Consider the following 24,435-nt stretch of genomic DNA (forward strand, 5'->3'; position numbering starts at 1 on the left):
GGTGGTGTCTCCTACGTACGTGGGCGTCGTCCCCGTTCGGGGCTGGTCCCTATTCGGGGCTGACTGCGAGCGCGTGGCCGACCAGGGCCAGCAGGGTCTCCACGACCGAGATCCGGCGGCGCGCGTCCATGATCATGACAGGTATGTGCGGGGGCACCGTGAGAGCCTCGCGTACGTCCTCGGGCTCGAAGCGCTCGCTGCCGTCGAAGTGGTTGACCGCGACGACGTACGGCAGTCCGCAGCTCTCGAAGTAGTCGAGCGCCGGGAAGCAGTCCTTGAGGCGGCGGGTGTCGGCGAGGACGACCGCGCCGATCGCGCCGCGCACCAGGTCGTCCCACATGAACCAGAACCGCTGCTGGCCCGGCGTGCCGAAGAGGTACAGGACCAGGTCGTCGTCGAGCGTGATGCGGCCGAAGTCCATGGCCACGGTCGTGGTCAGCTTCTCGGGCGTCGCGGTGAGGTCGTCGGTCTCCTCGCTGGCCTGGGTCATCAGCGCCTCCGTCTGGAGGGGCGTGATCTCGGAGACCGCGGTGACGAGCGTGGTCTTGCCCACGCCGAAGCCGCCCGCGACCACGATCTTCGTCGCGATCGGGGCGCGGGTGCGGTCGGTCTGCCAGGCCTGGAGGTTCTCGTCGGCGTCGGGGCGCGGCGAGACCGCCTCGGGAGGGGCAACTGCGTTGGGGAAGGCGGTTCTTGGCGCGCCCTCAGAGACGACGGAGTCCACTCAGCACCCTTTCCAGCAGAGCGCGGTCAGGCTGTCCGGGGCCGTGACCGGTTCCGTACACACGGATCTTTCCCTGGTCCGCCAGGTCGCTCAGGAGCACCCGGACCACGCCGAGCGGCATCCTGAGAAGGGCGGCGACCTCCGCCACCGTCCGCATCCGGCGGCAGAGTTCGACGATCGCCCGCATCTCGGGCATGACCCGGGTCTCCAGCGAGCCGTTGGTCAACTCCCGGCGCTCCTCCGGGGCTTCGAGCGCCGCGACGAACGTCTCCACGAGCAGGACGTGCCCGAAGCGGGTGCGGCCGCCGGTGAGCGAGTAGGGACGGACCCGGGCGGGTTTGCGATCGCCGCCGCGGACAGGGAGCCTGGGTGTACCGCTACTGCTCATCGGGCGCTCCCCGTCGGCTTGTTCGCGCTCACGGTCTCGCCTTCGGGACCGTCCTCGGTCTCGTAGGACTTGCGGAGTTCGATGCGGAGTTCGGGGGTCAGCACATGCCCGGCGCGGCCCACGAAGAGCGCCATGTGGTACGCCACCACGCTCATGTCGCAGTCCGGGGAGCCGTGCACACCCAGCAGCGAGCCGTCGCTGATCGACATGACGAAGAGGCTGCCCTCGTCCATCGCGACCATCGTCTGCTTGACGGCGCCGCCGTCCATCAGCTTGGCGGCGCCGATGGTGAGGCTGCCGATGCCGGAGACGATGGTGGCCAGGTCGGCGGCGGACCCCTTGGGGCCGCTCGGGCGTTCCTCCCTCGCCTCCCGGGCCTCCGCGTTTCTGCCGGGGTCGGAGGAGAGCAGCAGCAGGCCGTCGGAGGAGACGACCGCGACCGAGAGCAGGCCGGGCACCTCCTCGACGAGGTTCGTCAGCAGCCAGTGCAGGTTACGGGCTTCACTGCTCAGGCCGAAGGTACTGGGCGCGGTCAACTGCTTGCCTCCTCGACTGTGCCCCCCGATGGTTCTACGTCCTGTGCGCGCGGTGGCGCGGCATCCGCGGGCGTGTTCAGCTCCGCGGTCCGGTCGGCGATCTCCGCCTCCACCTCGCGGCGGCCCTCCTGCGCCCCCCGGTGGAAGCCGCCCAGCCTGCGGCGCAGCGCGTCGGCGTCCACGCCGCCGGCGCGGGGCCGCGGGGCCGCCACCGGCGCGGAGATCTTCGGCGTCCGCTTGGGCAGGCCCTTGTCGGTGATCCGCTCGTCCGCGTCCGCGACCCGCTCGTGGCTGTCGGGGCCGATGGCGTAGGGGTCGCTGGAGGGCGTGGACGTGGACTGGGTCGGGAAGTTGGCGAGGGACGGGTGCGGGGCGTCCGGGGGTGGCGGGGTGTGACTGGCCCCGGGGGTGCCCTCGGCGTCCTCGGCGTCCTCGGTGCCTTCCGGGTCGGTGAGCGACACGGGCCCGGAGGCATCCGCCGGCTCGGAGGCCGGCCAGGTTGTCCCGGCTGCCCCGACGGTCCCGGGGACGGAGGGAGAGGGCGTCGGCGCCTCGGACGCTTCCGTCGTCGCCGCCGTGTCCGTGCCGGTGGCCCGGCCCGCCCACGGTTCCTCCTCGGGTACCGGGGCCAGGAGCTCCATCGTGGTCTCGGGCGTCGGCTCGTTCCGCGGCTCGGGTGCCGGCGCGGGCAGCCCGGGCTCCCCGGCCTCCGGGGTGTCCTCGGCCTCGGCGTCACGTGCCGTACGCGCCGCCGCCGCGATCAGCGGGTCCTCGTCCGCGGCGGGCGTCGGCGCCTGCACCGGCGCCTTGAGCGTCGAACGGCCGTACAGGACATTGGAGTTGGCCTCGGCGTCCGCGCCGGGCAGGGTGACGGAGGGGGCGCCGCCGGTGACCGGCGCGGCGGAGGGGGCCGCCGTGGAGGGGGCGGCGGCCAGCAGTGCCTTCGGGAGGACGGCGACTACCGCGATGCCGCCCTGCTTCTGCTCGCGCAACCGGACGCGTACCGCGTGCCGGTGGGCGAGCCGGGCCACCACGTACAGGCCGAGGCCGAGTCCCTCGCCGCTCTCCTGGTCGTAGGCGTCCTCGGGGTCGAACTCCGCGAGGCGGGAGTTGAGCTGGGTCATCCGCTCGGTGGTCATGCCGATGCCCTCGTCCTGCACGGAGAGCATCACCTCGCCGTTCTCCAGGAGCCAGCCGGAGACCTCCACGGCCATGTCAGGCGGCGAGAACGACGCGGCGTTCTCCAGGAGTTCGGCCACGAGGTGCGAGACGTCGTCCGCGGCAAACCCGGCCAGGTGCGCGTGCGGCGGCAGTGTGGCGATGCGAACCCGCTCGTACCGCTCGATCTCGCTGACCGCGGCGCGTACGACGTCGACGAGCGGGACGGGACCGGCGTGATGCTGGCCGTGCTCGGCGCCCGCGAGGACGAGCAGGTTCTCGCTGTGGCGCCGCATGACCGTCGCGAAGTGGTCCAGCTTGAAGAGGGTGGAGAGCCGGTCGGGGTCCTGCTCGCGCTCCTCCAGGCCCTCGATGAGGCCGAGTTGGCGTTCGACGAGACCCAGGGTGCGCAGCGCCAGGTTGACGAAGGTGCCGTGGATGCTGCCGCGCACCTGCTCCAGATGGGCGGCGGCCGCGGCGAGTTCGGTGCGCAGCTTGTCGCGTTCGTCGGCCATCAGCTGGCGCTGGCCGATGAGGTGCTTGCGGTCGCCCTCGAGGGTGGTGATCCGCTCGTGGGCCGCGGCGGCGTGCGCGTGCAGCGTGTTGACGGAGCGGACGACCTGGGCGAACTCGTCGTTGCGGCCGGTGAACCTGACCGGCTCCTGCGCCCCCGGGTCGGCGGCGAGACGGGCCGAGCCGAGCCGCAGGACGGCCAGCGGACGGGTGAGGCTGCGGGCCATGCCCATCGAGACGCCGACCGCGACGAGCAGCAGGGTGCCGATCAGCGCGATACGGATCTCCAGCGCGGTGACGTCGTCGTCCCGCAGCGCTTCGAGGTCCTTGATGCGGCGGCTGTTGAGGGATGCCTCGGCCCCGCGCATCAGCTCGACGCGGGCGGACAGCGCCGTGTCCAGCTTCTTGGTGCTGGTGTCCAGTTCGGCGTCGGAGATCGTCGGCTGGTCGGTGAGGCCCGAGAGGTACTTGTCGGCGTTGGTGACGTCGGGCCCCGTGACCGTGGAGTCGTACGAGGTCTTGTCGGCCTTGGGCGCGTTCTCGCGGAACTCGGCGAGGGCCGCGTCCGAGCGCACGCGGGCCTGCTGGGCGGCGGCGCTGAGCGCGTCGCGCTGCCTGGAGTCCGCGTCCGACGAGACGCTGGTGGTGGTCGTCAGGCCCGTGTAGGGGTCGGTGGTGGTCTGGGTGCTGCGCGGGACGCTGAGGGCCGCGAGGAGCAGTCCACGGGCGGCGGCGGACTGCTGGACGGCGGAGTCCAGCTCGGCGAGGGAGTGCGCGCCGGAGCCCGCGCGGGGCGGCACCCGCTCGGCCAAGTCCTCGGCGAGGGCGTGGAGTTCGGTGATGGCGCCGGAGTACGACTGGTGCGCCTGGAGCGCGGTGCTCGCGCCGGTGAGTGCCGCCCTGCGCAGCGAGGCGATGGTGTCGAGGTCGGTGAGCAGGGCCGCGGGGGCGTCCTCGTCCGCCCGCAGCTCCTCGACCTGCCGGTCGACCCGGGCGCCGCGCTGCTCCGAGGGCGCCTTGTCCTTCGGCCGGCCCGCGGCGATGTACGAGGTGACCTCGTCGCGCTCGTCGGCCAGCGAGTGCGCGAGGATCAGCGCCTGCTGGGTGCGCTGCGCGAGCGTCACCAGGTTCTGGGAGTCGTTCAACTGACCCGAGGCGGTCAGGACGGTGGGGGCCCCGGCGCCGGCGATGGCGGCCGCGACGACCGCCACGGCGACGATCAGCCGGCTGCGTACACGGGCGGTCCTGCCCCTCCCCGCCGAGTCGGCGGCGGCGCCACCGGCGCCCTCCGTGGAGGACGTCTGCTTGCCTGTGCGCCTCGGCCGCGTCTTCTGCACCGGTGCTCGCATTCCTGACTCGTGTTATCCATGGGCCCGGATGACGGTGGGTCAACTGGGGCGTTCGCCCTCCCCAGGCCTTCGACTTCACTCAGGCAGGGGCACCCCGCCGGCTCCCGACCCTCCCAGTGCCGGTGGGCAGTGGTCCCGCATCATCCGGCCCGCCACCCGAAGGAGTGAACATCGGACGGGAGTTGGCGGGCAAGTTCCTCTGGCGCGTGCGATGCGCCCGCGCGGCAGGCCGGTTGGACGTGAGCGACGGGCTTTGGCAGTATTCGCCGCCACGCTTCACCGGAGTCGATCATTCCATGCCAAAACCGGCGCCTGAGCTGCTGGTCCGCGCCCGATCGACGACCGAGGGAAGCCTCTTGTGGGCCTTGTGAAGGGCTCGTGCAGACTGGCTGGATGCGCACTGAACTCGTCTCGGAGCCCGGCGACCCGGCCCACCCCAATGAGGACTTCGCATCGGTCGGACTTCCCGCCTCAGGACAGGGGGGCGCGCTGGTCTTACTCGACGGCGTGACACCACCCGCGGGCGGTGACGGCTGCGTGCATTCCGTCGCCTGGTTCTCCGCACATCTCGGCGGAGCACTGACCGAACTGTCCCTTACCCGCCGGGATCTGACGCTGCCGGAGATCCTCGCGCGTGCCATTTCGCGTACGGCCGGGGCCCACGCGGGAACCTGTGACCTTTCTCACCCACGCACACCCCAGGCAACCGTCGTCCTCGCACGCTGGTCCGCCACCGAGGTCGAGTACCTGGTCCTGTCGGACTCCGTGCTGCTGCTGGAGTCCCCCGACGGCTCGGTCATGCCGCTCCTCGACGACCGCCTCTCCCGGGTCCCCCTCGCGACTCTCACCTCCGCCGCCCGCACCGACGCGACCCTGCGCAACAAGGAGGGCGGCTTCTTCACCGCCGCCGCGGATCCCTGGGTGGCGACGCGCGCGGTGACGGGCTCGCTGCCCCGGTCCGCCGTCCACGCCCTGGCCGCCCTGACGGACGGCGCCACCCGGTGGGTGGAGAAGTTCGGGGAGGGCGACTGGACGGACCTGTTCACCGTCGTGCGGAAGGAAGGGGCCCAGGCCGTGGTGGACCGCGTACGGGCCCTGGAGACCGCGGACGCGGAGCAGCGGGTGCGGCTGGGGCGGAGCAAGACCCATGACGACGCGACAGTGGTGTTCGTGGACTGGTGAGCCACCCCGTGGCGCGGCCGGCCGCTCCCCCGGCCCCGCGCCCGCTCGCTTATCCAGGCCGCCGTCCCGCCACTTCTCCAGGCCGGTGTCCGGCTACTTCTCCAGGCCGGTGTTCAGCTGGTGCAGCAGCCGGGCCAGTTCCGCGACCTCCCGCGGGTCCCAGCCCTTCAGCTGCCGCACGTACCGGGCCCTTCGTGCCTCCCGGACCGTGCTGAAGCGGGAGCGGCCCTCCTCCGTGAGGTGGACGAGCCAGGCGCGGCCGTCGGCGGGGTCGGGCTCACGGGCGACGAGGCCGAGGTCCTCGAGGGCACGGAGCTGGCGGGACATGGTGGCCTTGCCGACGCCGATGTAGGCGGCGAGTTCCGTGGCGCGCTGGCGGCCGCACTCCTCCAGGCGGACGAGGAGCCCGTACGCGGAGGACTCCAGGTCGGGATGGACCTCGCGGGCCATCTCGCCGGAGGAGGCCCGGGCGCGCCGCAGGAACACCGTCAACTCGCGTTCCAGCGCCGGGAATTCCTGGTCCACACCACTTCGGGACGCCGTGGGTTCGGCGCGATGTCCGTCGCCGTTTCCGTTCTCGTGCACGTCAGCACCCCTGCCTCGGTTTCCGGATCCTGAAAGTTACTGCCAAAAATCACCATCGCCGCAGCTCCGCCAGTATTTCTCAGGCGTAGACCAACGGCAGCGTCCGGCCCCCCTTCCCACGCCGTCTTCTCCCTGCGTAGCTTCAGGGCCAGGCACATCAGTGGCATGGCCACGCCACCAGCGGGTCGATGCGGACCCGCCCTGACAGAGGTGGTCCATGCCGCCCGCGTTCCCCCCACCGAGCACCACCGTGCACCACCGATCCTCTCGGAGGCACGACATGCCCGCGCACGGACACAGACCTGGAACCACCCCCGGCCCGTACTTCCCGAAGCGCCTCTCCGCTCTCGGGATCCTGCTCGCCGCCTTCTCCCTCCTCCTCACCCTCCCGGCCCCCGCGGCCGACTTCCCCGCCCGTGGCTCCGCCCGCCTGGGCATGGGCGTCGTCGCCCACGACGGCCAGGGCGGCACCCCTGCCACCGGTGACGCCACCCAGACGGAGGGCGTGGACGTCAGCAGCCATCAGGGCAACGTCGACTGGGCGACCCTGTGGGGCAGCGGGGTCAAATGGGCGTACGCCAAGGCGACGGAAGGGACGTACTACACGAACCCCTACTTCGCCCAGCAGTACAACGGTTCGTACGACGTCGGCATGATCCGCGGCGCGTACCACTTCGCGACCCCCGACACCACGACCGGTGCCGTGCAGGCCAACTATCTCGTCGACCACGGCGGCGGCTGGTCCAGGGACGGCAGGACGCTGCCCGGTGTGCTCGACATCGAGTGGAACCCGTACGGGGCCTCCTGCTACGGCAAGACGCAGAGCGCCATGATCAGCTGGATCAGCAGCTTCCTCAGCCAGTACAAGGCGCGCACCGGGCGGGACGCCGTGATCTACACGGCGACCAGCTGGTGGACGGAGTGCACCGGCAACTACGCGGGTTTCGCGTCGGCCAGCCCGCTGTGGGTGGCCCGCTACGCCACCGCCGTGGGCACGCTGCCGGCGGGCTGGGGCTTCTACACGATGTGGCAGTACACGTCGTCCGGTCCGACGGTCGGCGACCACGACAAGTACAACGGGGCTCTGGACCGGGTCGTGGCGCTCGCCAACGGCTGACGGGCCCGGTGGGCATGGGAGGGCCCGGATCCCTCGCGGGACCCGGGCCCTCCTCAACCGATGGCGTCCGTCACGCCGCCACCGGAACCTCCGCGGCGGCGCCGTTCGTCGCCGGAGCGAGCGCCAGCTCCAGCACCTGGCGGACATCCGTCACCGCGTGGACGTCGAGCTTGTCCAGGACCTCGGCCGGGACGTCGTCCAGGTCGGGTTCGTTGCGCTTGGGGATGATGACCGTGGTGACCCCGGCCCGGTGCGCGGCGAGCAGCTTCTGCTTCACGCCGCCGATGGGCAGGACCCGGCCGGTGAGCGAGACCTCACCGGTCATCGCCACGTCCGTGCGGACCAGCCGGCCGCTGAGCAGCGAGGCGAGAGCGGTCGTCATGGTGACGCCCGCGCTCGGACCGTCCTTGGGAACGGCGCCCGCCGGGAAGTGGATGTGCACGCCCCGGTCCTTGAGGTCGCCGACCGGCAGTTCCAGTTCGGCCCCGTGCGACCGCAGGAAGCTCAGCGCGATCTGCGCCGACTCCTTCATCACGTCGCCGAGCTGACCGGTGAGGGTCAGACCGGCCGCGCCCGTCTCCGGGTCGGCGAGCGACGCCTCCACGAAGAGGACGTCACCGCCCGCGCCCGTGACGGCAAGGCCGGTGGCGACACCGGGCACCGCGGTGCGGCGCTCCGCCGGGTCCTGGGCGGACTCGGGCACGTGGTGCGGCCGCCCGATGAGCCCGCGCAGGTCGTCCTCGGTCACCGTGAACGGCAGCTTCCGCTCGCCGAGTTCGTGCTGAGCGGCGACCTTGCGGAGCAGCCGGGCGATCCCGCGCTCCAGGTTCCGTACGCCCGCCTCCCGGGTGTACTCCCCCGCGAGCCTGCGCAGCGCGCTCTCGTCGAGAGCGACCTCGTCCTTCTCCAGACCGGCCCGCTCCAGCTGGCGCGGCAGCAGGTGGTCGCGTGCGATGACGACCTTCTCGTCCTCGGTGTAGCCGTCGAGGCGGACCAGCTCCATGCGGTCGAGCAGGGCCTCCGGGATGGCTTCCAGCACGTTGGCGGTCGCCAGGAAGACGACGTCGCTGAGGTCGAGTTCGACCTCCAGGTAGTGGTCGCGGAAGGTGTGGTTCTGGGCGGGGTCGAGTACTTCGAGGAGTGCCGCGGCGGGGTCGCCGCGGTAGTCGGAGCCGACCTTGTCGATCTCGTCCAGGAGCACGACCGGGTTCATCGACCCGGCCTCCTTGATGGCGCGGACGATCCGGCCGGGCAGCGCGCCGACGTACGTACGCCGGTGTCCGCGGATCTCGGCCTCGTCGCGTACGCCGCCGAGGGCGACCCGTACGAACTTGCGCCCCATGGCGTGCGCGACGGACTCGCCGAGCGAGGTCTTGCCGACGCCGGGAGGTCCGACGAGCGCGAGCACGGCGCCGCCGCGACGGCCGCCGACCACGCCGAGCCCTCGCTCGGCACGCCGCTTGCGGACCGCGAGGTACTCGGTGATCCGCTCCTTCACGTCCTCGAGACCCGCGTGCTCGGCGTCGAGGACCGCCTGGGCGCCCTGGATGTCGTACGCGTCCTCGGTGCGCTCGTTCCACGGCAGTTCGAGCACGGTGTCGAGCCAGGTGCGGATCCACGAGCCCTCGGGCGACTGGTCGCTCGCGCGCTCCAGCTTCTCGACCTCCTTGAGGGCGGCCTCGCGGACGTTCTCCGGAAGGTCTGCGGCTTCGACACGGGAACGGTAGTCGTCGCTCTCGTCCTCCCCGCCCTCTCCGTTGAGGTCACGGAGCTCCTTGCGTACGGCGTCGAGCTGGCGCCGCAGCAGGAACTCGCGCTGCTGCTTGTCGACACCTTCCTGTACGTCCTTCGCGATGGACTCGGCGACATCCTGCTCGGCGAGGTGCTCGCGGAGCAGTTGAGTGGCCAGCTTCAGGCGGGCGACGGGGTCAGCGGTCTCCAGCAGCTCCACCTTCTGCTCGGTGGAGAGGAAGGGGGAGTACCCGGAATTGTCGGCGAGGGCGGAGACGTCGTCGATCGCGGTGACGCGGTCCACGACCTGCCAGGCGCCGCGTTTGCGCAGCCAGCTGGTGGCGAGCGCCTTGTATTCCTTGACAAGTTCGGTGACGTGGCCGGGCAGCGGCTCGGGCACGGTCTCGTCCACGCGGGTGCCCTCGACCCACAGGGCGGCTCCCGGACCGGTGGTCCCGGCGCCGATCTTCACGCGACCGCGGCCGCGGATCAGTGCGCCCGGGTCGCCGTCGGCAAGGCGGCCGACCTGTTCGACCGTCCCGAGCACTCCCGTGCCCGCGTACGTCCCGTCCACCCGCGGTACCAGCAGCACCTGCGGCTTCCCCGGCGTCGTACGGGCAGCGGCCTGGGCGGCCTCCACCGCGGCGCGCACCTCGGTGTCGTTCAGGTCCAGCGGAACCACCATGCCGGGCAGCACGACCTCGTCGTCGAGCGGCAGCACTGGCAGGTTGAGCGAAGTAGGAGTGGAATCGGCAGCCATGATCTTCCTCTCGACAAGCAAGTTGAGCTATGCAGACTCAATGCTTGTGAGCGCTCCGGTGTTCCCCGGCGGTGTTCGCTGTCAGCGATCGGGGCCTTCGCCCTGCCGGACGGGCTCTGGCGAATCCCACACCCGGGCTACAGTAAGCATCAAAATCAATCAGAGACCATTACAAGGAGTGCTGGTGGACAAGACCGTACGGGCCTGGGTCGACGGCTGGGTTCTCTCGCGTGGGGCGGCACCGCCGGTGGCCGAGTCGTGGGGGTGCTCCGTCGACGTGGGAGAAACGGAGCATGTGTCACGCCATGTTCTCGGGGCGACGAACGGGGCGGTCGAGGAGGCGGTGGTCCGGAAGGTCGCCGACGGGGTGACCGGTGCGGGAGTCTGGCTCAAAGTGTTCGCCGAGCCCTCGGTCGTCGGGCCCTGGCTCGGTGCGGGCTGGTGGGTCGACCCCGAGCCCGGCTTCCTGATGTCGGTGCCGCTCACCGGCACCTCCGGGGATTCCGCCCCGCCCACCGGCTACCGCCTGCGCACCTGGTCGCACGGCGACGTCACCCGCCTGCTGCTCGCGGCACCGGACGGCTCCTGCGCCGCGCGTGGCCAGATCGCGGCCATCGGCCGGACGGCGGTGGCCGACCGGATCGAGACCGCGCCGGGGCACCGCAGGCGAGGGCTCGGACGCCTGGTCGTGCGCACACTGACGCACGCGGCGGCCGCGCGGGGCGCCACGACCGGCGTACTCGCCGGAACGCCGGACGGGCGTGCGCTGTACGAGTCCCTCGGGTGGCGCGTGGAGGCGCCGCTGACCAGCGCGAAGTTCACCGGGGGCGCGTGAGCGTCAGTCTGCCGCGGGCGGGCGTCCCCGGCCCTGGCGCCGTACCAGCGGCCAGGTCGCGACACCGATCGCCAGGGCCATCAGGTGTCCCCGGTTCGTCATTGGGTCGGTGAACGCGACCAGGTCGGCGACAAGGCTCGCGCCGAAGACGGTGAGGAGCGGCCGACGCAGCCAGGGGGGCTGCAGACCCGCGAGCGCCCCGACGCTCGCGGCGGCACCGAAGCCGACGCCGTGGTCGAGGCGGTGCGGGGAACTGTCGGGCAGGTGCCCGGCCGGCACCGCCGGTCCGCCGGGGACCTCGGTGGCCGACGTGGCGATCACCTGCCCGAGCAGGAAGACACCGGCCGTCCGCGGACCGCCGACGCGCCGCTCCAGCGCGGTGAGGACCATCAGGAACCCGAGCGCGTACGGGGAGAGCATCCCGCCCGCGATCCACAGCGCATCGGCGGCAAGGGCCGGCACCGGGGTCCGTGCGAGGTGTGCGGCATCGGTACTGGACCCCTGGTGCAGCGCGTGGACGAGCGAGGGGGCGGCGTACTCCGCGATCAGCGGGGTGACGACGAGGACGGCCGCGTACCCGAGGATGAACGGTGTGCAGGTGGGGGCGGGGGTGGGGAGCAGCCGCCAGGGGCGAACCACCGGGCGGCGCGGAGCCGCAGGCGGCGCGGCGTGCCCGGCGGAGGAGCCGCAGCGCTGCCGCGGCGCACCCTCGATCGGTGGCGCACCCGCCTCCGGGGCCCCGTCTCCAGGGCCCCCGACTCCGGGGCCCCGGCCCGCTCGGTCCCGCTCCGCTTCACGGTGAGGTGCCCCTTCCGTTCCCCCCAACCCTGCGCGCCCCCTCACGTCCCTGTCCATGACCGCCGCCACGCCTGAGCCGACTCGCAGCGAATCCCCGGCCACGCCAGGGGGGGGACCTCCGGTAAATCGGCCACCCGGCCGCGGGGAACTGCCAGGATGGGCCGATGGCCACCTCGTACGACGCCCCCGCAGTGATCGACCGCCGCGAGGGCCCGTACGGCGAGGTCGTGCTGCGTCGCCATGGCGCGCTGCTCCAGATCATCGCCAACGGGTGCTTTCTGATGGACACCTCCGACGGCCGTTCGGAGCGGCTGCTCGTGGACGCCGCCCGCGACGCGCTGGACGGGCGGGCGGAGCCGAGCGTGCTGATCGGCGGCCTCGGCGTCGGGTTCTCCCTCGCGCACGCGGCCGGGGATCCCTGCTGGGGGCGTATCACCGTCGTGGAGCGCGAGCCGGCGGTCATCGAATGGCACCTGGACGGACCGCTGGCCGCGCTGTCGGCCCAGGCGCTCGCCGACCCGCGTACGAGCATCGTCGAAGCGGACCTGCTCACCCACGTCAATGAGATCTCCGACACATACGACGCCCTGTGCCTGGACATCGACAACGGGCCCGGCTGGACGGTCACCGAGGGCAACCAAAGCCTCTACTCGAAGGCCGGACTGGCAAGCTGCGCAAGGGCGTTGAGGCCCGGCGGGGTGCTCGCCGTGTGGTCCGCGCAACCCTCTCCGGAATTTGAAGGAACCCTACGGAATGCCGGGTTCAAGGGGGTGCGTACCGAAGAGATCCCCGTTGCCCGGGGCGTTCCCGACGTGGTCCATCTCGCGGTCAGACCTGGATAGCCGAGGCGCGGTTACTGCCCGTACTCTGCTTCCCTGACGCAGATCATTCGGCGTCAGGGGCAGTCATGGGATCACCCCACGGATTCCGGAAAGCACACCTCAGGGGCGGGCGATGGAGCAGACACACACCTCCCAGAACGGCGCGGCGGCGACGCAGGGCGCTCAACGACGGGTTCTGGTGGTCGAGGACGACCCGACCATCGTCGACGCCATCGCGGCGCGTCTGCGCGCCGAGGGGTTCCTGGTGCAAACCGCGGGCGACGGCCCGGCCGCCGTCGACACCGCCGAGGCCTGGCAGCCCGATCTGCTGATCCTCGACATCATGCTCCCCGGCTTCGACGGTCTTGAGGTCTGCCGCCGCGTGCAGGCCCAGCGCCCGGTTCCGGTGCTGATGCTCACCGCGCGCGACGACGAGACCGACATGCTGGTCGGTCTGGGCGTCGGCGCCGACGACTACATGACGAAACCGTTCTCCATGCGTGAGCTGGCCGCCCGCGTGCACGTCCTGCTGCGCCGGGTGGAGCGCGCCGTGGTGGCCGCCTCGACGCCGCGCAGCGGGATCCTCCGCCTCGGCGAACTGGAGATCGACCACGCGCAGCGCCGGGTCCGGGTGCGCTCGGAGGACGTGCACCTCACGCCCACCGAGTTCGACCTCCTCGTATGCCTCGCGAACACCCCGCGGGCCGTACTCTCGCGTGAGCAGTTGCTCGCCGAGGTCTGGGACTGGGCGGACGCGTCCGGCACACGGACCGTGGACAGCCACATCAAGGCCTTGCGCCGGAAGATCGGCGCCGAGCGCATCCGTACGGTGCACGGCGTGGGCTATGCCCTGGAGACCCCGACTCCCTGAGCCGGGCCTCTGCCGGGACCTTGTCTAGGGGGCTGATGTGATGAGCGGGTTCGGAGAGCGCAAGAGCGCGAGACCCGGGTTCGGGGAGCGCCACCGGGCGGGCTCCGGACTCGGGGAGACCAGGGACGAGAGTCCCTGGAGCGGCGTGCGGCCCTTCTCCATCAAGACCAAGCTCGGCACCCTGGTCGTCGTCTCGGTCTTCATCACCACCGGCCTGTCGATCATCGCGGCGCGCACGCAGACCGAACTGCGCTTCATCACGGTCTTCTCGATGATCGCCACACTGCTGATAACGCAGTTCGTGGCGCACTCGCTCACGGCCCCGCTGGACGAGATGAACGCGGTCGCCCGGTCCATCTCGCACGGCGACTACACCCGCCGGGTGCGCGACGACCGCCGCGACGAGCTGGGCGACCTGGCCCAGACGATCAACCTGATGGCCGACGAGCTGGAGGCCCAGGACCGGCAGCGCAAGGAGCTCGTGGCGAACGTCTCCCACGAGCTGCGCACCCCCATCGCGGGGCTGCGCGCGGTCCTGGAGAACGTCGTGGACGGTGTCTCCGCCGCCGATCCCGAGACCATGCGGACCGCGCTCAAGCAGACCGAGCGCCTGGGACGGCTGGTGGAGACGCTGCTGGACCTGTCCAGGCTGGACAACGGCGTCGTACCGCTGCGCCAGCGGCGCTTCGAGGTGTGGCCGTACCTGTCGGGCGTGCTGAAGGAGGCCAACATGGTCGCCTCCGCGCGCGCGGGCATCGCGTCGGGCTCCGGCAGCCACACCCGCACGGACGTCCATCTGCACCTCGACGTGTCCCCGCCCGAGCTGACCGCGCACGCGGACCCGGAGCGGATCCACCAGGTCGTCGCCAACCTCATCGACAACGCGGTCAAGCACAGCCCGGCGCACGGCCGCGTCACCGTCAAGGCCAGACGGGGCGACCACCCCGAGTCCCTCGCCCTGGAGATCCTGGACGAGGGCCCCGGCATTCCGAAGTCGGAGTGGCACCGCGTCTTCGAGCGGTTCAACCGCGGCGGGGTCCCCTCGCCGCACGGTCCCGGCAGCGACGGCGGTACGGGTCTCGGCCTGGCCATCGCGCGCTGGGCGGTCGATCTGCACGGCGGCCGCATCGGTGTGGCCGAATCCGAGCGGGGCTGCCGGATCCAGGTCAGCCTTCCGGGGCTTCCATCTCTGCCAAGTTGACGTAAAGTTCGAGCCGGAGCCACAAGATCCACCGGCGTCCGTCCCCGACGGACACGTGTGATCAGGCAGAGAGCCGCGTGAGTCGTGCCGCGACCTCCGATCCACGCACTCCAACGCGCCCGTTCCGAACCGGAACCACGCTTGTTTCCCGCCATTTCCACCACCGAAACACGCTTTCCGGTGTGACTTACACGACGATGCACCGGCCCGGCCTGACCTTCCCGGCCACGGGGGCGTAGCCTTAATTCCCGCTGTCCATCACCTTGTGAAGCGGAAGAGGGCGGTTACCGCCGTGTCGCCACAGTCCCCCAGTAACTCGAGCATCTCGACCGAAGACCAGGCAGCCGGGAAGAACCCGGCTGCCGCGTTCGGGCCCAATGAGTGGCTCGTCGACGAGATTTATCAGCAGTACCTCCAGGACCCGAATTCGGTAGACCGAGCCTGGTGGGACTTCTTCGCCGACTACAAGCCGGGCGCCGCCGTCGCCTCGCCTCCGTCGGGCACTGCGGCCGCGGGGGCCGCAGCGACCACCCCAGCGGCTCCGGCCGCTCCCGCGGCCCCTGCCGCGCCGCCCGCCCAGGCGGCTCCGCCGGCGCAGGCCGCGCCGACGCCCGCTCCGGCTCAGCCCGCGGCAGCCGCTCAGGCTCCAGCTCCGGCCAAGGCCGCCGCTGCGGCTCCGGCTACGGCTCCGGCGAAGGCCGCTCCGGCGGCCGCCAAGCCGGCCGCCGCGAAGGCCGAGCCCGCCACCGAGGCTCCGGGCGGTCCGGAGTACGTGACGCTGCGCGGCCCCGCCGCCGCGGTCGTGAAGAACATGAACGCCTCGGTCGAGGTGCCCACGGCCACGTCCGTGCGCGCGGTCCCGGTGAAGCTGCTCTTCGACAACCGCATCGTCATCAACAATCACCTGAAGCGCGCCCGGGGCGGGAAGATCTCCTTCACCCACCTCATCGGGTACGCGATGGTGCAGGCCATCAAGGCCATGCCGTCGATGAACTACTCCTTCACGGAGAAGGACGGCAAGCCGACCCTGGTCAAGCCGGAGCACGTCAACTTCGGCCTCGCCATCGACCTGGTGAAGCCCAACGGCGACCGCCAGCTGGTCGTCGCGGGCATCAAGAAGGCCGAGAAGCTGAACTTCTTCGAGTTCTGGCAGGCCTACGAGGACATCGTCCGGCGCGCCCGTGACGGCAAGCTGACGATGGACGACTTCACCGGTGTCACGGTCTCGCTGACCAACCCCGGCGGCCTCGGCACCGTCCACTCCGTGCCGCGTCTGATGCCCGGTCAGTCGGTCATCATGGGCGTCGGCTCGATGGACTACCCGGCGGAGTTCCAGGGCACCTCCCAGGACACCCTGAACAAGCTCGGCATCTCGAAGGTCATGACGCTCACGTCGACCTACGACCACCGGGTCATCCAGGGCGCCGCCTCCGGCGAGTTCCTGCGGATCGTCGCCAACCTCCTCCTCGGCGAGAACGGCTTCTTCGACGAGGTCTTCGAGGCCCTGCGCATCCCCTACGAGCCGGTCCGCTGGCTCAAGGACATCGACGCCAGCCACGACGACGACGTCACCAAGGCCGCCCGCGTCTTCGAGCTGATCCACTCCTACCGGGTCCGCGGCCACGTCATGGCCGACACCGACCCGCTGGAGTACCGCCAGCGCAAGCACCCCGACCTGGACATCACCGAGCACGGGCTCACCCTGTGGGACCTCGAGCGCGAGTTCGCGGTCGGCGGTTTCGCGGGCAAGTCCCTGATGAAGCTGCGCGACATCCTCGGCGTGCTGCGCGACTCGTACTGCCGCACCACGGGCGTCGAGTTCATGCACATCCAGGACCCGAAGCAGCGCAAGTGGATCCAGGACCGCATCGAGCGCTCGCACTCCAAGCCGGAGCGCGAGGAGCAGCTGCGGATCCTGCGCCGGCTGAACGCGGCGGAGGCCTTCGAGACCTTCCTGCAGACGAAGTACGTCGGCCAGAAGCGCTTCTCCCTCGAGGGCGGCGAGTCGGTCATCCCGCTGCTCGACGCGGTCATCGACTCGGCCGCCGAGTCGCGCCTCGACGAGGTCGTCATCGGCATGGCCCACCGCGGCCGGCTGAACGTGCTGGCGAACATCGTCGGCAAGTCGTACGCGCAGATCTTCCGCGAGTTCGAGGGCAACCTCGACCCGAAGTCGATGCACGGCTCCGGCGACGTCAAGTACCACCTGGGCGCCAACGGCACCTTCACGGGCCTGGACGGCGAGCAGATCAAGGTCTCGCTGGCCGCGAACCCGTCCCACCTGGAGACGGTCGACCCGATCATCGAGGGCATCGCCCGCGCCAAGCAGGACATCATCAACAAGGGCGGCACGGACTTCACGGTCCTGCCCGTCGCCCTCCACGGTGACGCGGCCTTCGCGGGCCAGGGTGTGGTCGCCGAGACGCTCAACATGTCGCAGTTGCGCGGCTACCGCACGGGCGGCACGGTCCACATCGTCATCAACAACCAGGTCGGCTTCACCGCCGCCCCGGAGTCCTCGCGTTCGTCCATGTACGCCACCGACGTGGCCCGCATGATCGAGGCGCCGATCTTCCACGTGAACGGCGACGACCCCGAGGCCGTCGTCCGCGTCGCGCGGCTGGCCTTCGAGTTCCGCCAGGCGTTCAACAAGGACGTCGTCATCGACCTGATCTGCTACCGCCGCCGGGGCCACAACGAGTCCGACAACCCGGCGTTCACGCAGCCGCTGATGTACGACCTGATCGACAAGAAGCGCTCGGTGCGCAAGCTCTACACCGAGTCCCTCATCGGTCGCGGCGACATCACCCTCGAAGAGGCGGAGCAGGCGCTCCAGGACTTCCAGGGCCAGCTGGAGAAGGTCTTCACCGAGGTCCGCGAGGCCATCTCGCAGGCGCCCGAGGCTCATGTCCCCGAGGCGCAGCCGGAGTTCCCGGTGGCCGTGACGACCGCGATCTCCCAGGAGGTCGTGAAGCGCATCGCCGAGTCGCAGGTCAACATCCCCGACCACGTCACCGTGCACCCGCGACTGCTCCCGCAGTTGCAGCGCCGGGCGGCGATGATCGAGGACGGCACGATCGACTGGGGCATGGGCGAGACCCTCGCCATCGGTTCGCTGCTCCTGGAGGGCACCCCGGTGCGCCTGTCGGGCCAGGACTCCCGCCGCGGCACCTTCGGCCAGCGCCACGCGGTGCTGATCGACCGCCGCACGGGCGAGGACTTCACCCCGCTCCAGTACCTCTCGGACGAGCAGGCCCGCTACAACGTCTACGACTCGCTGCTCTCCGAGTACGCGGTCATGGGCTTCGAGTACGGCTACTCGCTGGCCCGTCCCGAGTCGCTGGTCATGTGGGAGGCGCAGTTCGGCGACTTCGTCAACGGCGCGCAGACGGTCGTCGACGAGTACATCTCGGCGGCCGAGCAGAAGTGGGGCCAGACGTCCGGCGTCACCCTGCTCCTGCCGCACGGCTACGAGGGCCAGGGCCCGGACCACTCGTCGGCCCGTATCGAGCGCTTCCTCCAGCTGTGCGCCCAGAACAACATGACGGTCGCCCAGCCGACGCTCCCGTCGAACTACTTCCACCTCCTGCGGTGGCAGGTGCACAACCCGCACCACAAGCCGCTGGTGGTCTTCACCCCGAAGTCGATGCTGCGCCTCAAGGCCGCCGCGTCGAGCGCGGAGGAGTTCACGACGGGCGGCTTCCGCCCCGTCATCGGCGACGACACCGTCGAGGCCACGGCGGTCCGCAAGGTCGTCTTCTGCGCCGGCAAGATCTACTACGACCTCGAGGCCGAGCGTAAGAAGCGCGGCGGCACGGACACGGCCATCATCCGCATCGAGCGCCTGTACCCCCTCCCGGGTACCGAGCTCCAGGCGGAGATCGCCAAGTACCCGAACGCCGAGAAGTACCTGTGGGCCCAGGAGGAGCCGGCGAACCAGGGCGCGTGGCCCTTCATCGCCCTCAACCTGATCGACCACCTCGACCTCGCGGTCGGCGCGGACATCCCGCACGGCGAGCGGCTTCGGCGCATCTCGCGCCCGGCCGGCTCGTCGCCCGCCGTGGGTTCCGCGAAGCGGCACCAGGCCGAGCAGGAGCAGTTGGTACGGGAGGTGTTCGAGGCGTAGGTCTCGGACACGGGTCTCGACACGGTCTGTACGACGCCGGAGGCCCGGTCCCCTTTCGAGGGGGCCGGGCCTCCGGCGTTCGTCGTACGGGGTCTCGGACCCGGTGGGGCCACGGCCTACCCTGAGGGGGTAGACCCCAGGGCTTGTCCCGTTCGCATCAGGAGCATGAGTTGTACTTCACGGACCGCGGCATCGAGGAACTGGAGAAGCGGCGCGGCGAGGAAGAAGTCACCTTCGAGTGGCTCGCCGAGCAACTGCGCACGTTTGTCGATCTCAACCCGGACTTCGAGGTCCCGGTGGAGCGGCTGGCGACGTGGCTGGCACGGCTGGACGACGAGGAGGACGAGGAGGACGACGGGGACGCGTAGGGCTTCCGTTCCGGCGGGCCTGGGGCGCCTGTGCCGGTCTGATCACCGCGGCCTGTGGGTGTGGGTGCGGGTGCGGGTGTCAGCCGACGGCCCGCAGCCGGTCGTACGCCAGTCCGAGCGCACCGTGGATCGCTAGCAGGAGCCCGGCCGCGGTCCAGCCGCCGCTGCCGCGTCTCATTCCCCAGCCGGCGAGCGGCAGGCCCGCGGCCAACTGGGCCACGGCCAGGGCGCGGGCCTTCGGGCCCCGCAGCCAGGGCCCCAGGTCGCCGCCCTCCACGACGTCGAGTTCCGCGCCGACGGCGGCACGCCACCCCGGCCACTCGATCTGTTCGACACCGGGCTGGACACGGGCTGCTTCACGGAGCCTTCCGACGGGCTCCCCGGGGGTGATCCCGGGCGGAAGTGCCACACCCGCGCGCGTGAGGACGGCGAGCAGCCCGAGCATGCGGGTGCGGGCGCCGGCGGCGGAGTCGGGCTCGGTCAACTGCTCCAGGGCCTGCATGTCCAGTACGGGATCGAGACCGAGGCGGGCCGCGAGGGTGCGCATCGCCTCGTCCTCGCCGACCGGGGTGCCGTTCGCCAGCCACTCGTAGCCGACGGTGCGGCGGAAACCCGAGGCGAGGGTGCAGCCGCTGTGGTCGGCGTCCCACCAGAGGGCGAGTACGGGCCAGGGGGCGCCGACGGCGAGAGCGGTGGCCCAGCCGGTGAGCACCCGGTCGACGGGTTCGGCACCGTGCACCCAGGGCCTGCCCTCCGGAACCAGCACGCTCCACTCGGCATCGGCATCTGTGCCGGCACCGATGAGCAGCATCCGCTCACGCAGCAGCTGGGCGGCGGGCCCGACGGACTCGGGTCGCGCCCGGCAGAGGAGCAGGGCGCCGGGGGTTCGGCCGGAGGGCTCGCCGGACGTCGTGGACATGGTCATACGTTAGGCCCACTTGGTAATGACTTGCCCGTTTTGTTCGGCTCAATCCCGACCGGAGACCCTCGGGAGGAAGTGTCTTGACTTTCCGTATCCGCGATATATCGTGTTGCATGGAAGACGCGATATGGCGCGTCCCATCCCGATCCTGTCGAGGAGGTCGCACCATGTCCGAGTGGTCCGTCGCAGAGCCCGGAAAGCTCACCTTCGACGCCCCCGTGACGGCACTGCGTGTGCGCGTTGTCAACGGAACAGTGAACGTCGTGGGTACCGACGAGGGTTCCGCCCGGCTCGAAGTCTCCGAGATCGAGGGCCCGCCGCTCCAGGTGATCCACGAGGACGGCACGCTCACGGTGGCGTACGAGGACCTTCCCTGGAAGGGCTTCCTCAAGTGGCTCGACCGCAAGGGCTGGCGTCGCAGCGCGATGGTCTCCCTGGCCGTTCCGGTGGGCATCCAGGTCGAGGTGGGCGTGGTCGGCGCCGCCGCCGTCGTGTCCGGCACGGACGGCCGGGTCGAGGTGAAGGGCGTCACGGGTGACACGACCCTGGTGCGCTTGTCGGGTCCGGTACGCGTGGACACCGTGGCGGGGAATCTGGAGGCCCAGGCCGTCACCGGCGATCTCCGCTTCCACTCCGTCTCCGGCGATCTGACGGTCGTCGAGGGTTCGGGCTCCTCCGTGCGGGCCGAGTCGGTCAGCGGCTCGATGATCGTGGATCTGGATGCCACGGGCTCACCGACGGACGTCCAGTTGTCGAACGTCTCGGGCGAGATCGCCATCAGGCTCCCCCAGCCGGCGGACGCGGTGGTGGAGGCGAACACCGCGAGCGGCAGTGTCTCCAGCGCCTTCGAGGATCTCCGGGTCGGCGGGCAGTGGGGCGCCAAGAAGATCACCGGCCGACTGGGCGCGGGCAACGGCAAGCTGAAGGCGATGACCGTCTCCGGTTCCATCGCCCTCCTGCGGCGGCCACCGACGGAGGACGAACCGCGAGAGGAACCTCGCGACGCCGTCCCCGAGCCGCCGAAGGGACCACGGGACACCGTCCCCGAGCCGCCGAAGGAACCGCACGGCGCCGCGCCCGACTCCCCGTCGAGCTCCGCCTCGGACGCTCCCACCGACACCCCCTCCGGCACCCCGATCGACGCCTCGCCCGACGGCCCGATCGCTGCCTCGCCCGATGCCTCGCCCGACGGCCCGACCGACGGCCCGACCGACGGCCCGACCGACGGCCCGACCGACGGCCCGACCGACAAGAAGGTGCTCTGAGATGCCCCCCGTCTTCGCCCATGGCCGCCTTCGCCTCTACCTCCTGAAGCTGCTGGACGAGGCGCCGCGCCACGGGTACGAGGTGATCCGGCTCCTGGAGGAGCGCTTCCAGGGCCTGTACGCCCCCTCGGCGGGGACCGTCTACCCCCGGCTGGCGAAGCTGGAGACCGAGGGACTGGTTACGCACACGACCGAGGGCGGTCGCAAGGTGTACGCGATCACGGACGCGGGCCGTGCAGAACTCGCCGACCGCAGTGGCGAGCTGGCCGATCTGGAGCTGGAGATCCGCGAGTCCGTGGCGGAGCTCGCCGCGGAGATCCGTGCCGACGTACGGGGCGCCGCGGGTGATCTGCGACGCGAGATGCGGGCGGCGGCCACGGAGGCCCGGTGGGGCGGCACCGGTGGCGGCACGGGCAGCGGTGCGGGCAAGGAACACGAGACCGCGCAGGGCGAGTTCGGGGACTCCGGGGACTTCCGCGACAAGGAGTCGTGGCGGGTCGCGAAGGAGGAGATGCGCCGCGTCAAGCAGGAGTGGAAGGAGCAGGCCCGGCGCGCGAAGGACGAGAGCCGCCGCGCCCGCGACGAGGCGCAGCGCGCCCGCCGCCAGGCCAAGGAAGCTCAGGAAAGGGCCCGCGCCCAGGCCCAGGAGGAGATGCAGCGTATGGCCAGGCATGTCCAGGACCAGGTCCAGGATCACTTCGCTCGGGGCGACTGGCCGACGGGGGTCCGCGAGGGCCTGACCGAACTGGTCAAGGAGTTCGGCGAGTTCGGAAAGAACTTCGGCAAGGATCTGAGCAAGGATTTCGGCAAGGACTTCGGCTTCGGCCGGACGGAACCGGCCGGCGAACCGGCGAGGGAGACAAAGGCGCGGGAGGCCAAGGAGCCGAGGGAGCCGGAGTACACCGTCACCCCGGACGACTTCCCCGCCGACTACGAACCCTCCTGGGCCCACGAGGACTCCACCGGCAGCCCGGCCCGCGACCTCGACCGCCTCCTGGACCGCTTCCGCGACGACATCCGCGACGCGGCCCGCGACCACGGGGTCACGGAGGACCAACTGCGCCTGACCCGCGACCACTTGTCGAGGGCCGCAGCACACATCGGGTCAACCCTGCGCAGGGCTGACCGCTCTTAGCGGTCCGGGACGGCCCCCTGGTCCGGTGCTCGAGGAGCGGGGGCGGGGTCGGGCCCCCTCCCGACCCCGCCCCCAACCTCACCCCGCCTTGGCCTCCCCGCCTCCGTATAGCACCCGTGCGACCCCCGCGTACGTGACGCCATGATCGGCCAGTACCTCGGCGGGGACGCCGGGCCGTGCGGCGAGAGCCATCAGCAGGTGCTCGTCGCCGATGTGCCGGTCCTGATGAGCGAGAGCGATCCGCAGGGACTGGACCAGCACGTCCTTGGACCCCGAAGTGAAGCCGGGCCGCCGCGACCGTCGGCCGGGGCGGCGCTGCCCCGGCTCCAGTGCGCCCACCCCGTGCGCCTCCTCAATCCGGGAAACGATCTCCGAGAGGTCGATACCGAGACCGGAGAGGGCGTCGGCGTCCGCGCGGGAGAGCCCACCACGCCGCCGCGCCTCGGCGAGTTGCCGTACGACCGAGTCACGTCGCCCGGCCAGCCCGAGCGACGTCAGGGCGAACGAGCCCCGGCTGCCTTCCCGGTCCAGGAGGGCGAGCAGCATGTGGGCTTCCTCGACCCGCCTCTCCCCGGCCCGTTCACAGTGCTCGACCGCACCCTCGACGACGGCCCGCGCGTCCTTCGTGAACCGTTCGAACATCACTGCCTCCCGTACTTCTTGTGCACGGCCTGCCTGGTCACTCCGAGTTCCGCGGCGATCTCCTGCCAGGACCAGCCCTGATTGCGCGCACTGCGCACCTGTACCGCTTCCAACTGCTCCAGCAGCCTCCGCAGCGCGGAGACCGCCCGCAGCCCGATGCGCGGATCGCGATCACCCGCGCGCTCGGCAAGATCCGTTGCTTCGGTCATAGCGTCAACCTACATTGACACCAGGCGGTCGTCAACCACGGTTGACATGCAGACGGCAAACGGCGGGCTCGAGGAAGTCGAGCCCGCCGCGACGGAGAATCACCGGCAATCGTCGGTCCACCCGGCGATCGTCAGTCCACCGTGAGGACGATCTTTCCGAACTGCTCGCCGGACTCCAGCCGTTCGAAGCCCTCGCGGGCCCGGTCGAGCGGGAACATGTCGTCGATGACGGGTCGCACACCGGTGGCGGCGCAGAACGACAGCAGGTCCTCCAGCTCGTCCTTGGTGCCCATGGTCGAGCCGACGATCTTCAGTTCGAGGAAGAAGATCCGGGTGAGTTCGGCGTGCGAGGGCCGGTCTCCGCTGGTGGCGCCCGAGATGACGAGGGTGCCCCCGGGGCGCAGCGACTTGACCGAGTGCGACCAGGTGGCGGCGCCCACCGTCTCGATGACGGCATCGACCCGCTGCGGCAGCCGCGCCCCGGATTCGAGCGCCTCCACTGCCCCCAGCTCGACGGCTCGCTTCCGCTTGGCCTCGTCGCGGCTGGTGGCGAACACCCGCAGCCCGGCGGCCTTCCCCAGCACGATCGCGGCCGTCGCCACGCCTCCGCCGGCGCCCTGGACGAGGACGGAGTCGCCGGGGCGTACCCCGGCGTTGGTGAAGAGCATGCGGTACGCCGTGAGCCAGGCGGTGGGCAGGCAGGCGGCCTCGGCGAACGACAGTTCCTTGGGCTTCGGCAGTACGTTCCACGCGGGTACGGAGACCTGTTCCGCGAAGGTGCCCTGGTAGCGCTCGGTGAGGATGGAGCGGGGCTCCTTGGGGCCGACGCCGTGCCCGGTCTGTCCGATGACGGAGTGGAGGACGACCTCGTTGCCGTCCTCGTCGATCCCGGCGGCGTCGCACCCGAGGATCATCGGCAGTTTGTCCTCGGCCAGGCCGACTCCGCGCAGTGACCACAGGTCGTGGTGGTTGAGGGAGGCGGCCCGTACGTTCACGGTTGTCCAGCCGGGCCTTTCCTCGGGGGCCGGGCGCTCCCCCAGCTCCAGGCCACGTAGCGGCTGGTCACGGTCGATTCGGGCGGCATAGGCAGCGAACATGGCCCCGACGATAGGCTCCGCCCCCGCCGGGGGGAACCAGCTCCCCCTGTGACACACGTCCCGCAGTGTCCGGGACCCAGGTCACAGAGTTTTCGCACCCTC

At 71.1% G+C, this 24,435-nt stretch carries 21 protein-coding genes; 10 read left to right on the plus strand and 11 right to left on the minus strand.

Features of this window, described 5'->3' with window-relative positions; all coding sequences use genetic code 11:
- Positions 1-49: 49 nt before the first annotated feature.
- The 4 genes from ACIBLC_RS18100 to ACIBLC_RS18115 are packed head-to-tail and all read right to left on the minus strand — an operon-like array spanning position 50 to position 4,656.
- A complete protein-coding gene (locus tag ACIBLC_RS18100) occupies positions 50-724 on the minus strand; it encodes a GTP-binding protein (RefSeq protein ID WP_399211949.1) in 675 nt (224 codons plus the stop codon).
- Positions 705-1,112 (minus strand): DUF742 domain-containing protein, encoded by a 408-nt coding sequence (locus ACIBLC_RS18105; RefSeq protein ID WP_399211950.1) that lies wholly within the window; start codon positions 1,110-1,112, stop codon positions 705-707. The genes ACIBLC_RS18100 and ACIBLC_RS18105 overlap by 20 nt, the downstream gene beginning before the upstream one ends.
- Complete coding sequence (locus ACIBLC_RS18110) at positions 1,109-1,648, minus strand: roadblock/LC7 domain-containing protein (protein ID WP_399211951.1); 540 nt, start codon at positions 1,646-1,648, stop codon at positions 1,109-1,111. The genes ACIBLC_RS18105 and ACIBLC_RS18110 overlap by 4 nt, the downstream gene beginning before the upstream one ends.
- Entirely contained in the window at positions 1,645-4,656 is a 3,012-nt protein-coding gene (locus ACIBLC_RS18115) for a nitrate- and nitrite sensing domain-containing protein (protein ID WP_399211952.1), read from the minus strand. Before ACIBLC_RS18115 ends, ACIBLC_RS18110 begins: the two co-directional genes overlap by 4 nt.
- A 405-nt stretch (positions 4,657-5,061) precedes the next feature.
- Here ACIBLC_RS18115 and ACIBLC_RS18120 point away from each other — a divergent pair, with 405 nt between their 5' ends.
- The gene (locus tag ACIBLC_RS18120; protein WP_399211954.1) at positions 5,062-5,850 is read left to right on the plus strand and encodes a hypothetical protein; all 789 of its coding nucleotides are present in this window, start codon (positions 5,062-5,064) and stop codon (positions 5,848-5,850) included.
- 93 nt (positions 5,851-5,943) lie between these two features.
- Here ACIBLC_RS18120 and ACIBLC_RS18125 read toward each other — a convergent pair whose 3' ends face one another.
- Positions 5,944-6,435 (minus strand): MarR family winged helix-turn-helix transcriptional regulator, encoded by a 492-nt coding sequence (locus tag ACIBLC_RS18125; protein ID WP_399211955.1) that lies wholly within the window; start codon positions 6,433-6,435, stop codon positions 5,944-5,946.
- Positions 6,436-6,715: 280 nt separating this feature from the next.
- On the opposite strand from ACIBLC_RS18125, the gene ACIBLC_RS18130 reads away from it, so the two are divergent.
- Positions 6,716-7,552, plus strand: a complete 837-nt coding sequence (locus tag ACIBLC_RS18130) for a lysozyme (protein ID WP_399211956.1) — start codon at positions 6,716-6,718, stop codon at positions 7,550-7,552.
- Between the two features lie 70 nt (positions 7,553-7,622).
- Here the strand turns inward: ACIBLC_RS18130 and lon are convergent, their stop codons facing one another.
- On the minus strand, positions 7,623-10,043 hold the full coding sequence (gene lon, locus ACIBLC_RS18135) for an endopeptidase La (RefSeq protein WP_399211958.1): 2,421 nt from the start codon (positions 10,041-10,043) through the stop codon (positions 7,623-7,625).
- A gap of 184 nt (positions 10,044-10,227) precedes the next feature.
- Between lon and ACIBLC_RS18140 the strand changes: the two genes are divergently transcribed.
- A complete protein-coding gene (locus tag ACIBLC_RS18140; RefSeq protein ID WP_399211959.1) occupies positions 10,228-10,878 on the plus strand; it encodes a GNAT family N-acetyltransferase in 651 nt (216 codons plus the stop codon).
- Between the two features lie 3 nt (positions 10,879-10,881).
- Here ACIBLC_RS18140 and ACIBLC_RS18145 read toward each other — a convergent pair whose 3' ends face one another.
- Positions 10,882-11,517, minus strand: a complete 636-nt coding sequence (locus tag ACIBLC_RS18145; protein WP_399211960.1) for a rhomboid-like protein — start codon at positions 11,515-11,517, stop codon at positions 10,882-10,884.
- Between the two features lie 323 nt (positions 11,518-11,840).
- Between ACIBLC_RS18145 and ACIBLC_RS18150 the strand changes: the two genes are divergently transcribed.
- The 5 genes from ACIBLC_RS18150 (at position 11,841) to ACIBLC_RS18170 (ending at position 19,063) form a co-directional block, all read left to right on the plus strand.
- Positions 11,841-12,518: a spermidine synthase gene (locus tag ACIBLC_RS18150; protein ID WP_399211961.1), complete on the plus strand. Its 678-nt coding sequence runs from the start codon at positions 11,841-11,843 to the stop codon at positions 12,516-12,518.
- A 112-nt stretch (positions 12,519-12,630) separates the two neighbouring features.
- Positions 12,631-13,368, plus strand: a complete 738-nt coding sequence (locus tag ACIBLC_RS18155; RefSeq protein WP_399211962.1) for a response regulator transcription factor — start codon at positions 12,631-12,633, stop codon at positions 13,366-13,368.
- 40 nt (positions 13,369-13,408) lie between these two features.
- Positions 13,409-14,569 carry an ATP-binding protein gene (locus ACIBLC_RS18160; protein ID WP_399211963.1) on the plus strand — a complete coding sequence of 387 codons (1,161 nt, stop codon included), beginning with the start codon at positions 13,409-13,411 and terminating at the stop codon, positions 14,567-14,569.
- A gap of 292 nt (positions 14,570-14,861) precedes the next feature.
- On the plus strand, positions 14,862-18,695 hold the full coding sequence (locus ACIBLC_RS18165) for a multifunctional oxoglutarate decarboxylase/oxoglutarate dehydrogenase thiamine pyrophosphate-binding subunit/dihydrolipoyllysine-residue succinyltransferase subunit (RefSeq protein ID WP_399211964.1): 3,834 nt from the start codon (positions 14,862-14,864) through the stop codon (positions 18,693-18,695).
- A 170-nt stretch (positions 18,696-18,865) separates the two neighbouring features.
- Complete coding sequence (locus ACIBLC_RS18170) at positions 18,866-19,063, plus strand: DUF6104 family protein (RefSeq protein ID WP_399212195.1); 198 nt, start codon at positions 18,866-18,868, stop codon at positions 19,061-19,063.
- A 79-nt stretch (positions 19,064-19,142) separates the two neighbouring features.
- On the opposite strand, the gene ACIBLC_RS18175 is transcribed toward ACIBLC_RS18170, so the two are convergent.
- Positions 19,143-19,982 (minus strand): hypothetical protein, encoded by an 840-nt coding sequence (locus ACIBLC_RS18175; protein ID WP_399211965.1) that lies wholly within the window; start codon positions 19,980-19,982, stop codon positions 19,143-19,145.
- Positions 19,983-20,152: 170 nt separating this feature from the next.
- Here ACIBLC_RS18175 and ACIBLC_RS18180 point away from each other — a divergent pair, with 170 nt between their 5' ends.
- Together ACIBLC_RS18180 and ACIBLC_RS18185 are read left to right on the plus strand one after the other, a co-directional pair.
- A complete protein-coding gene (locus ACIBLC_RS18180; protein ID WP_399211966.1) occupies positions 20,153-21,250 on the plus strand; it encodes a DUF4097 family beta strand repeat-containing protein in 1,098 nt (365 codons plus the stop codon).
- A 1-nt stretch (position 21,251) separates the two neighbouring features.
- Positions 21,252-22,385 carry a helix-turn-helix transcriptional regulator gene (locus ACIBLC_RS18185; protein WP_399211967.1) on the plus strand — a complete coding sequence of 378 codons (1,134 nt, stop codon included), beginning with the start codon at positions 21,252-21,254 and terminating at the stop codon, positions 22,383-22,385.
- A gap of 78 nt (positions 22,386-22,463) precedes the next feature.
- On the opposite strand, the gene ACIBLC_RS18190 is transcribed toward ACIBLC_RS18185, so the two are convergent.
- From ACIBLC_RS18190 to ACIBLC_RS18200, 3 genes are all read right to left on the minus strand, one after another.
- Positions 22,464-23,027 carry a Clp protease N-terminal domain-containing protein gene (locus tag ACIBLC_RS18190; protein WP_399211968.1) on the minus strand — a complete coding sequence of 188 codons (564 nt, stop codon included), beginning with the start codon at positions 23,025-23,027 and terminating at the stop codon, positions 22,464-22,466.
- Positions 23,027-23,236, minus strand: a complete 210-nt coding sequence (locus tag ACIBLC_RS18195) for an HTH domain-containing protein (RefSeq protein ID WP_266832452.1) — start codon at positions 23,234-23,236, stop codon at positions 23,027-23,029. Before ACIBLC_RS18195 ends, ACIBLC_RS18190 begins: the two co-directional genes overlap by 1 nt.
- Before the next feature lie 131 nt (positions 23,237-23,367).
- Entirely contained in the window at positions 23,368-24,333 is a 966-nt protein-coding gene (locus ACIBLC_RS18200) for a zinc-binding dehydrogenase (RefSeq protein WP_399211969.1), read from the minus strand.
- Positions 24,334-24,435 lie beyond the last annotated feature (102 nt).

It is taken from the genome of Streptomyces sp. NPDC050535 (assembly GCF_044457665.1).
Classification (GTDB): Bacteria; Actinomycetota; Actinomycetes; order Streptomycetales; family Streptomycetaceae; genus Streptomyces.

Excerpts from the sequence above, each read along its gene's own strand:
- ACIBLC_RS18105 (WP_399211950.1), bottom strand. The coding sequence starts at position 1,112 with ATGAGCAGTAGCGGTACACCCAGGCTCCCTGTCCGCGGCGGCGATCGC.
- ACIBLC_RS18120 (WP_399211954.1), top strand. The coding sequence starts at position 5,062 with ATGCGCACTGAACTCGTCTCGGAGCCCGGCGACCCGGCCCACCCCAAT.
- ACIBLC_RS18130 (WP_399211956.1), top strand. The coding sequence starts at position 6,716 with ATGCCCGCGCACGGACACAGACCTGGAACCACCCCCGGCCCGTACTTC.
- lon (WP_399211958.1), bottom strand. The coding sequence starts at position 10,043 with ATGGCTGCCGATTCCACTCCTACTTCGCTCAACCTGCCAGTGCTGCCG.
- ACIBLC_RS18150 (WP_399211961.1), top strand. The coding sequence starts at position 11,841 with ATGGCCACCTCGTACGACGCCCCCGCAGTGATCGACCGCCGCGAGGGC.
- ACIBLC_RS18155 (WP_399211962.1), top strand. The coding sequence starts at position 12,631 with ATGGAGCAGACACACACCTCCCAGAACGGCGCGGCGGCGACGCAGGGC.
- ACIBLC_RS18160 (WP_399211963.1), top strand. The coding sequence starts at position 13,409 with ATGAGCGGGTTCGGAGAGCGCAAGAGCGCGAGACCCGGGTTCGGGGAG.
- ACIBLC_RS18175 (WP_399211965.1), bottom strand. The coding sequence starts at position 19,982 with ATGTCCACGACGTCCGGCGAGCCCTCCGGCCGAACCCCCGGCGCCCTG.
- ACIBLC_RS18180 (WP_399211966.1), top strand. The coding sequence starts at position 20,153 with ATGTCCGAGTGGTCCGTCGCAGAGCCCGGAAAGCTCACCTTCGACGCC.
- ACIBLC_RS18185 (WP_399211967.1), top strand. The coding sequence starts at position 21,252 with ATGCCCCCCGTCTTCGCCCATGGCCGCCTTCGCCTCTACCTCCTGAAG.
- ACIBLC_RS18190 (WP_399211968.1), bottom strand. The coding sequence starts at position 23,027 with ATGTTCGAACGGTTCACGAAGGACGCGCGGGCCGTCGTCGAGGGTGCG.
- ACIBLC_RS18195 (WP_266832452.1), bottom strand. The coding sequence starts at position 23,236 with ATGACCGAAGCAACGGATCTTGCCGAGCGCGCGGGTGATCGCGATCCG.
- ACIBLC_RS18200 (WP_399211969.1), bottom strand. The coding sequence starts at position 24,333 with ATGTTCGCTGCCTATGCCGCCCGAATCGACCGTGACCAGCCGCTACGT.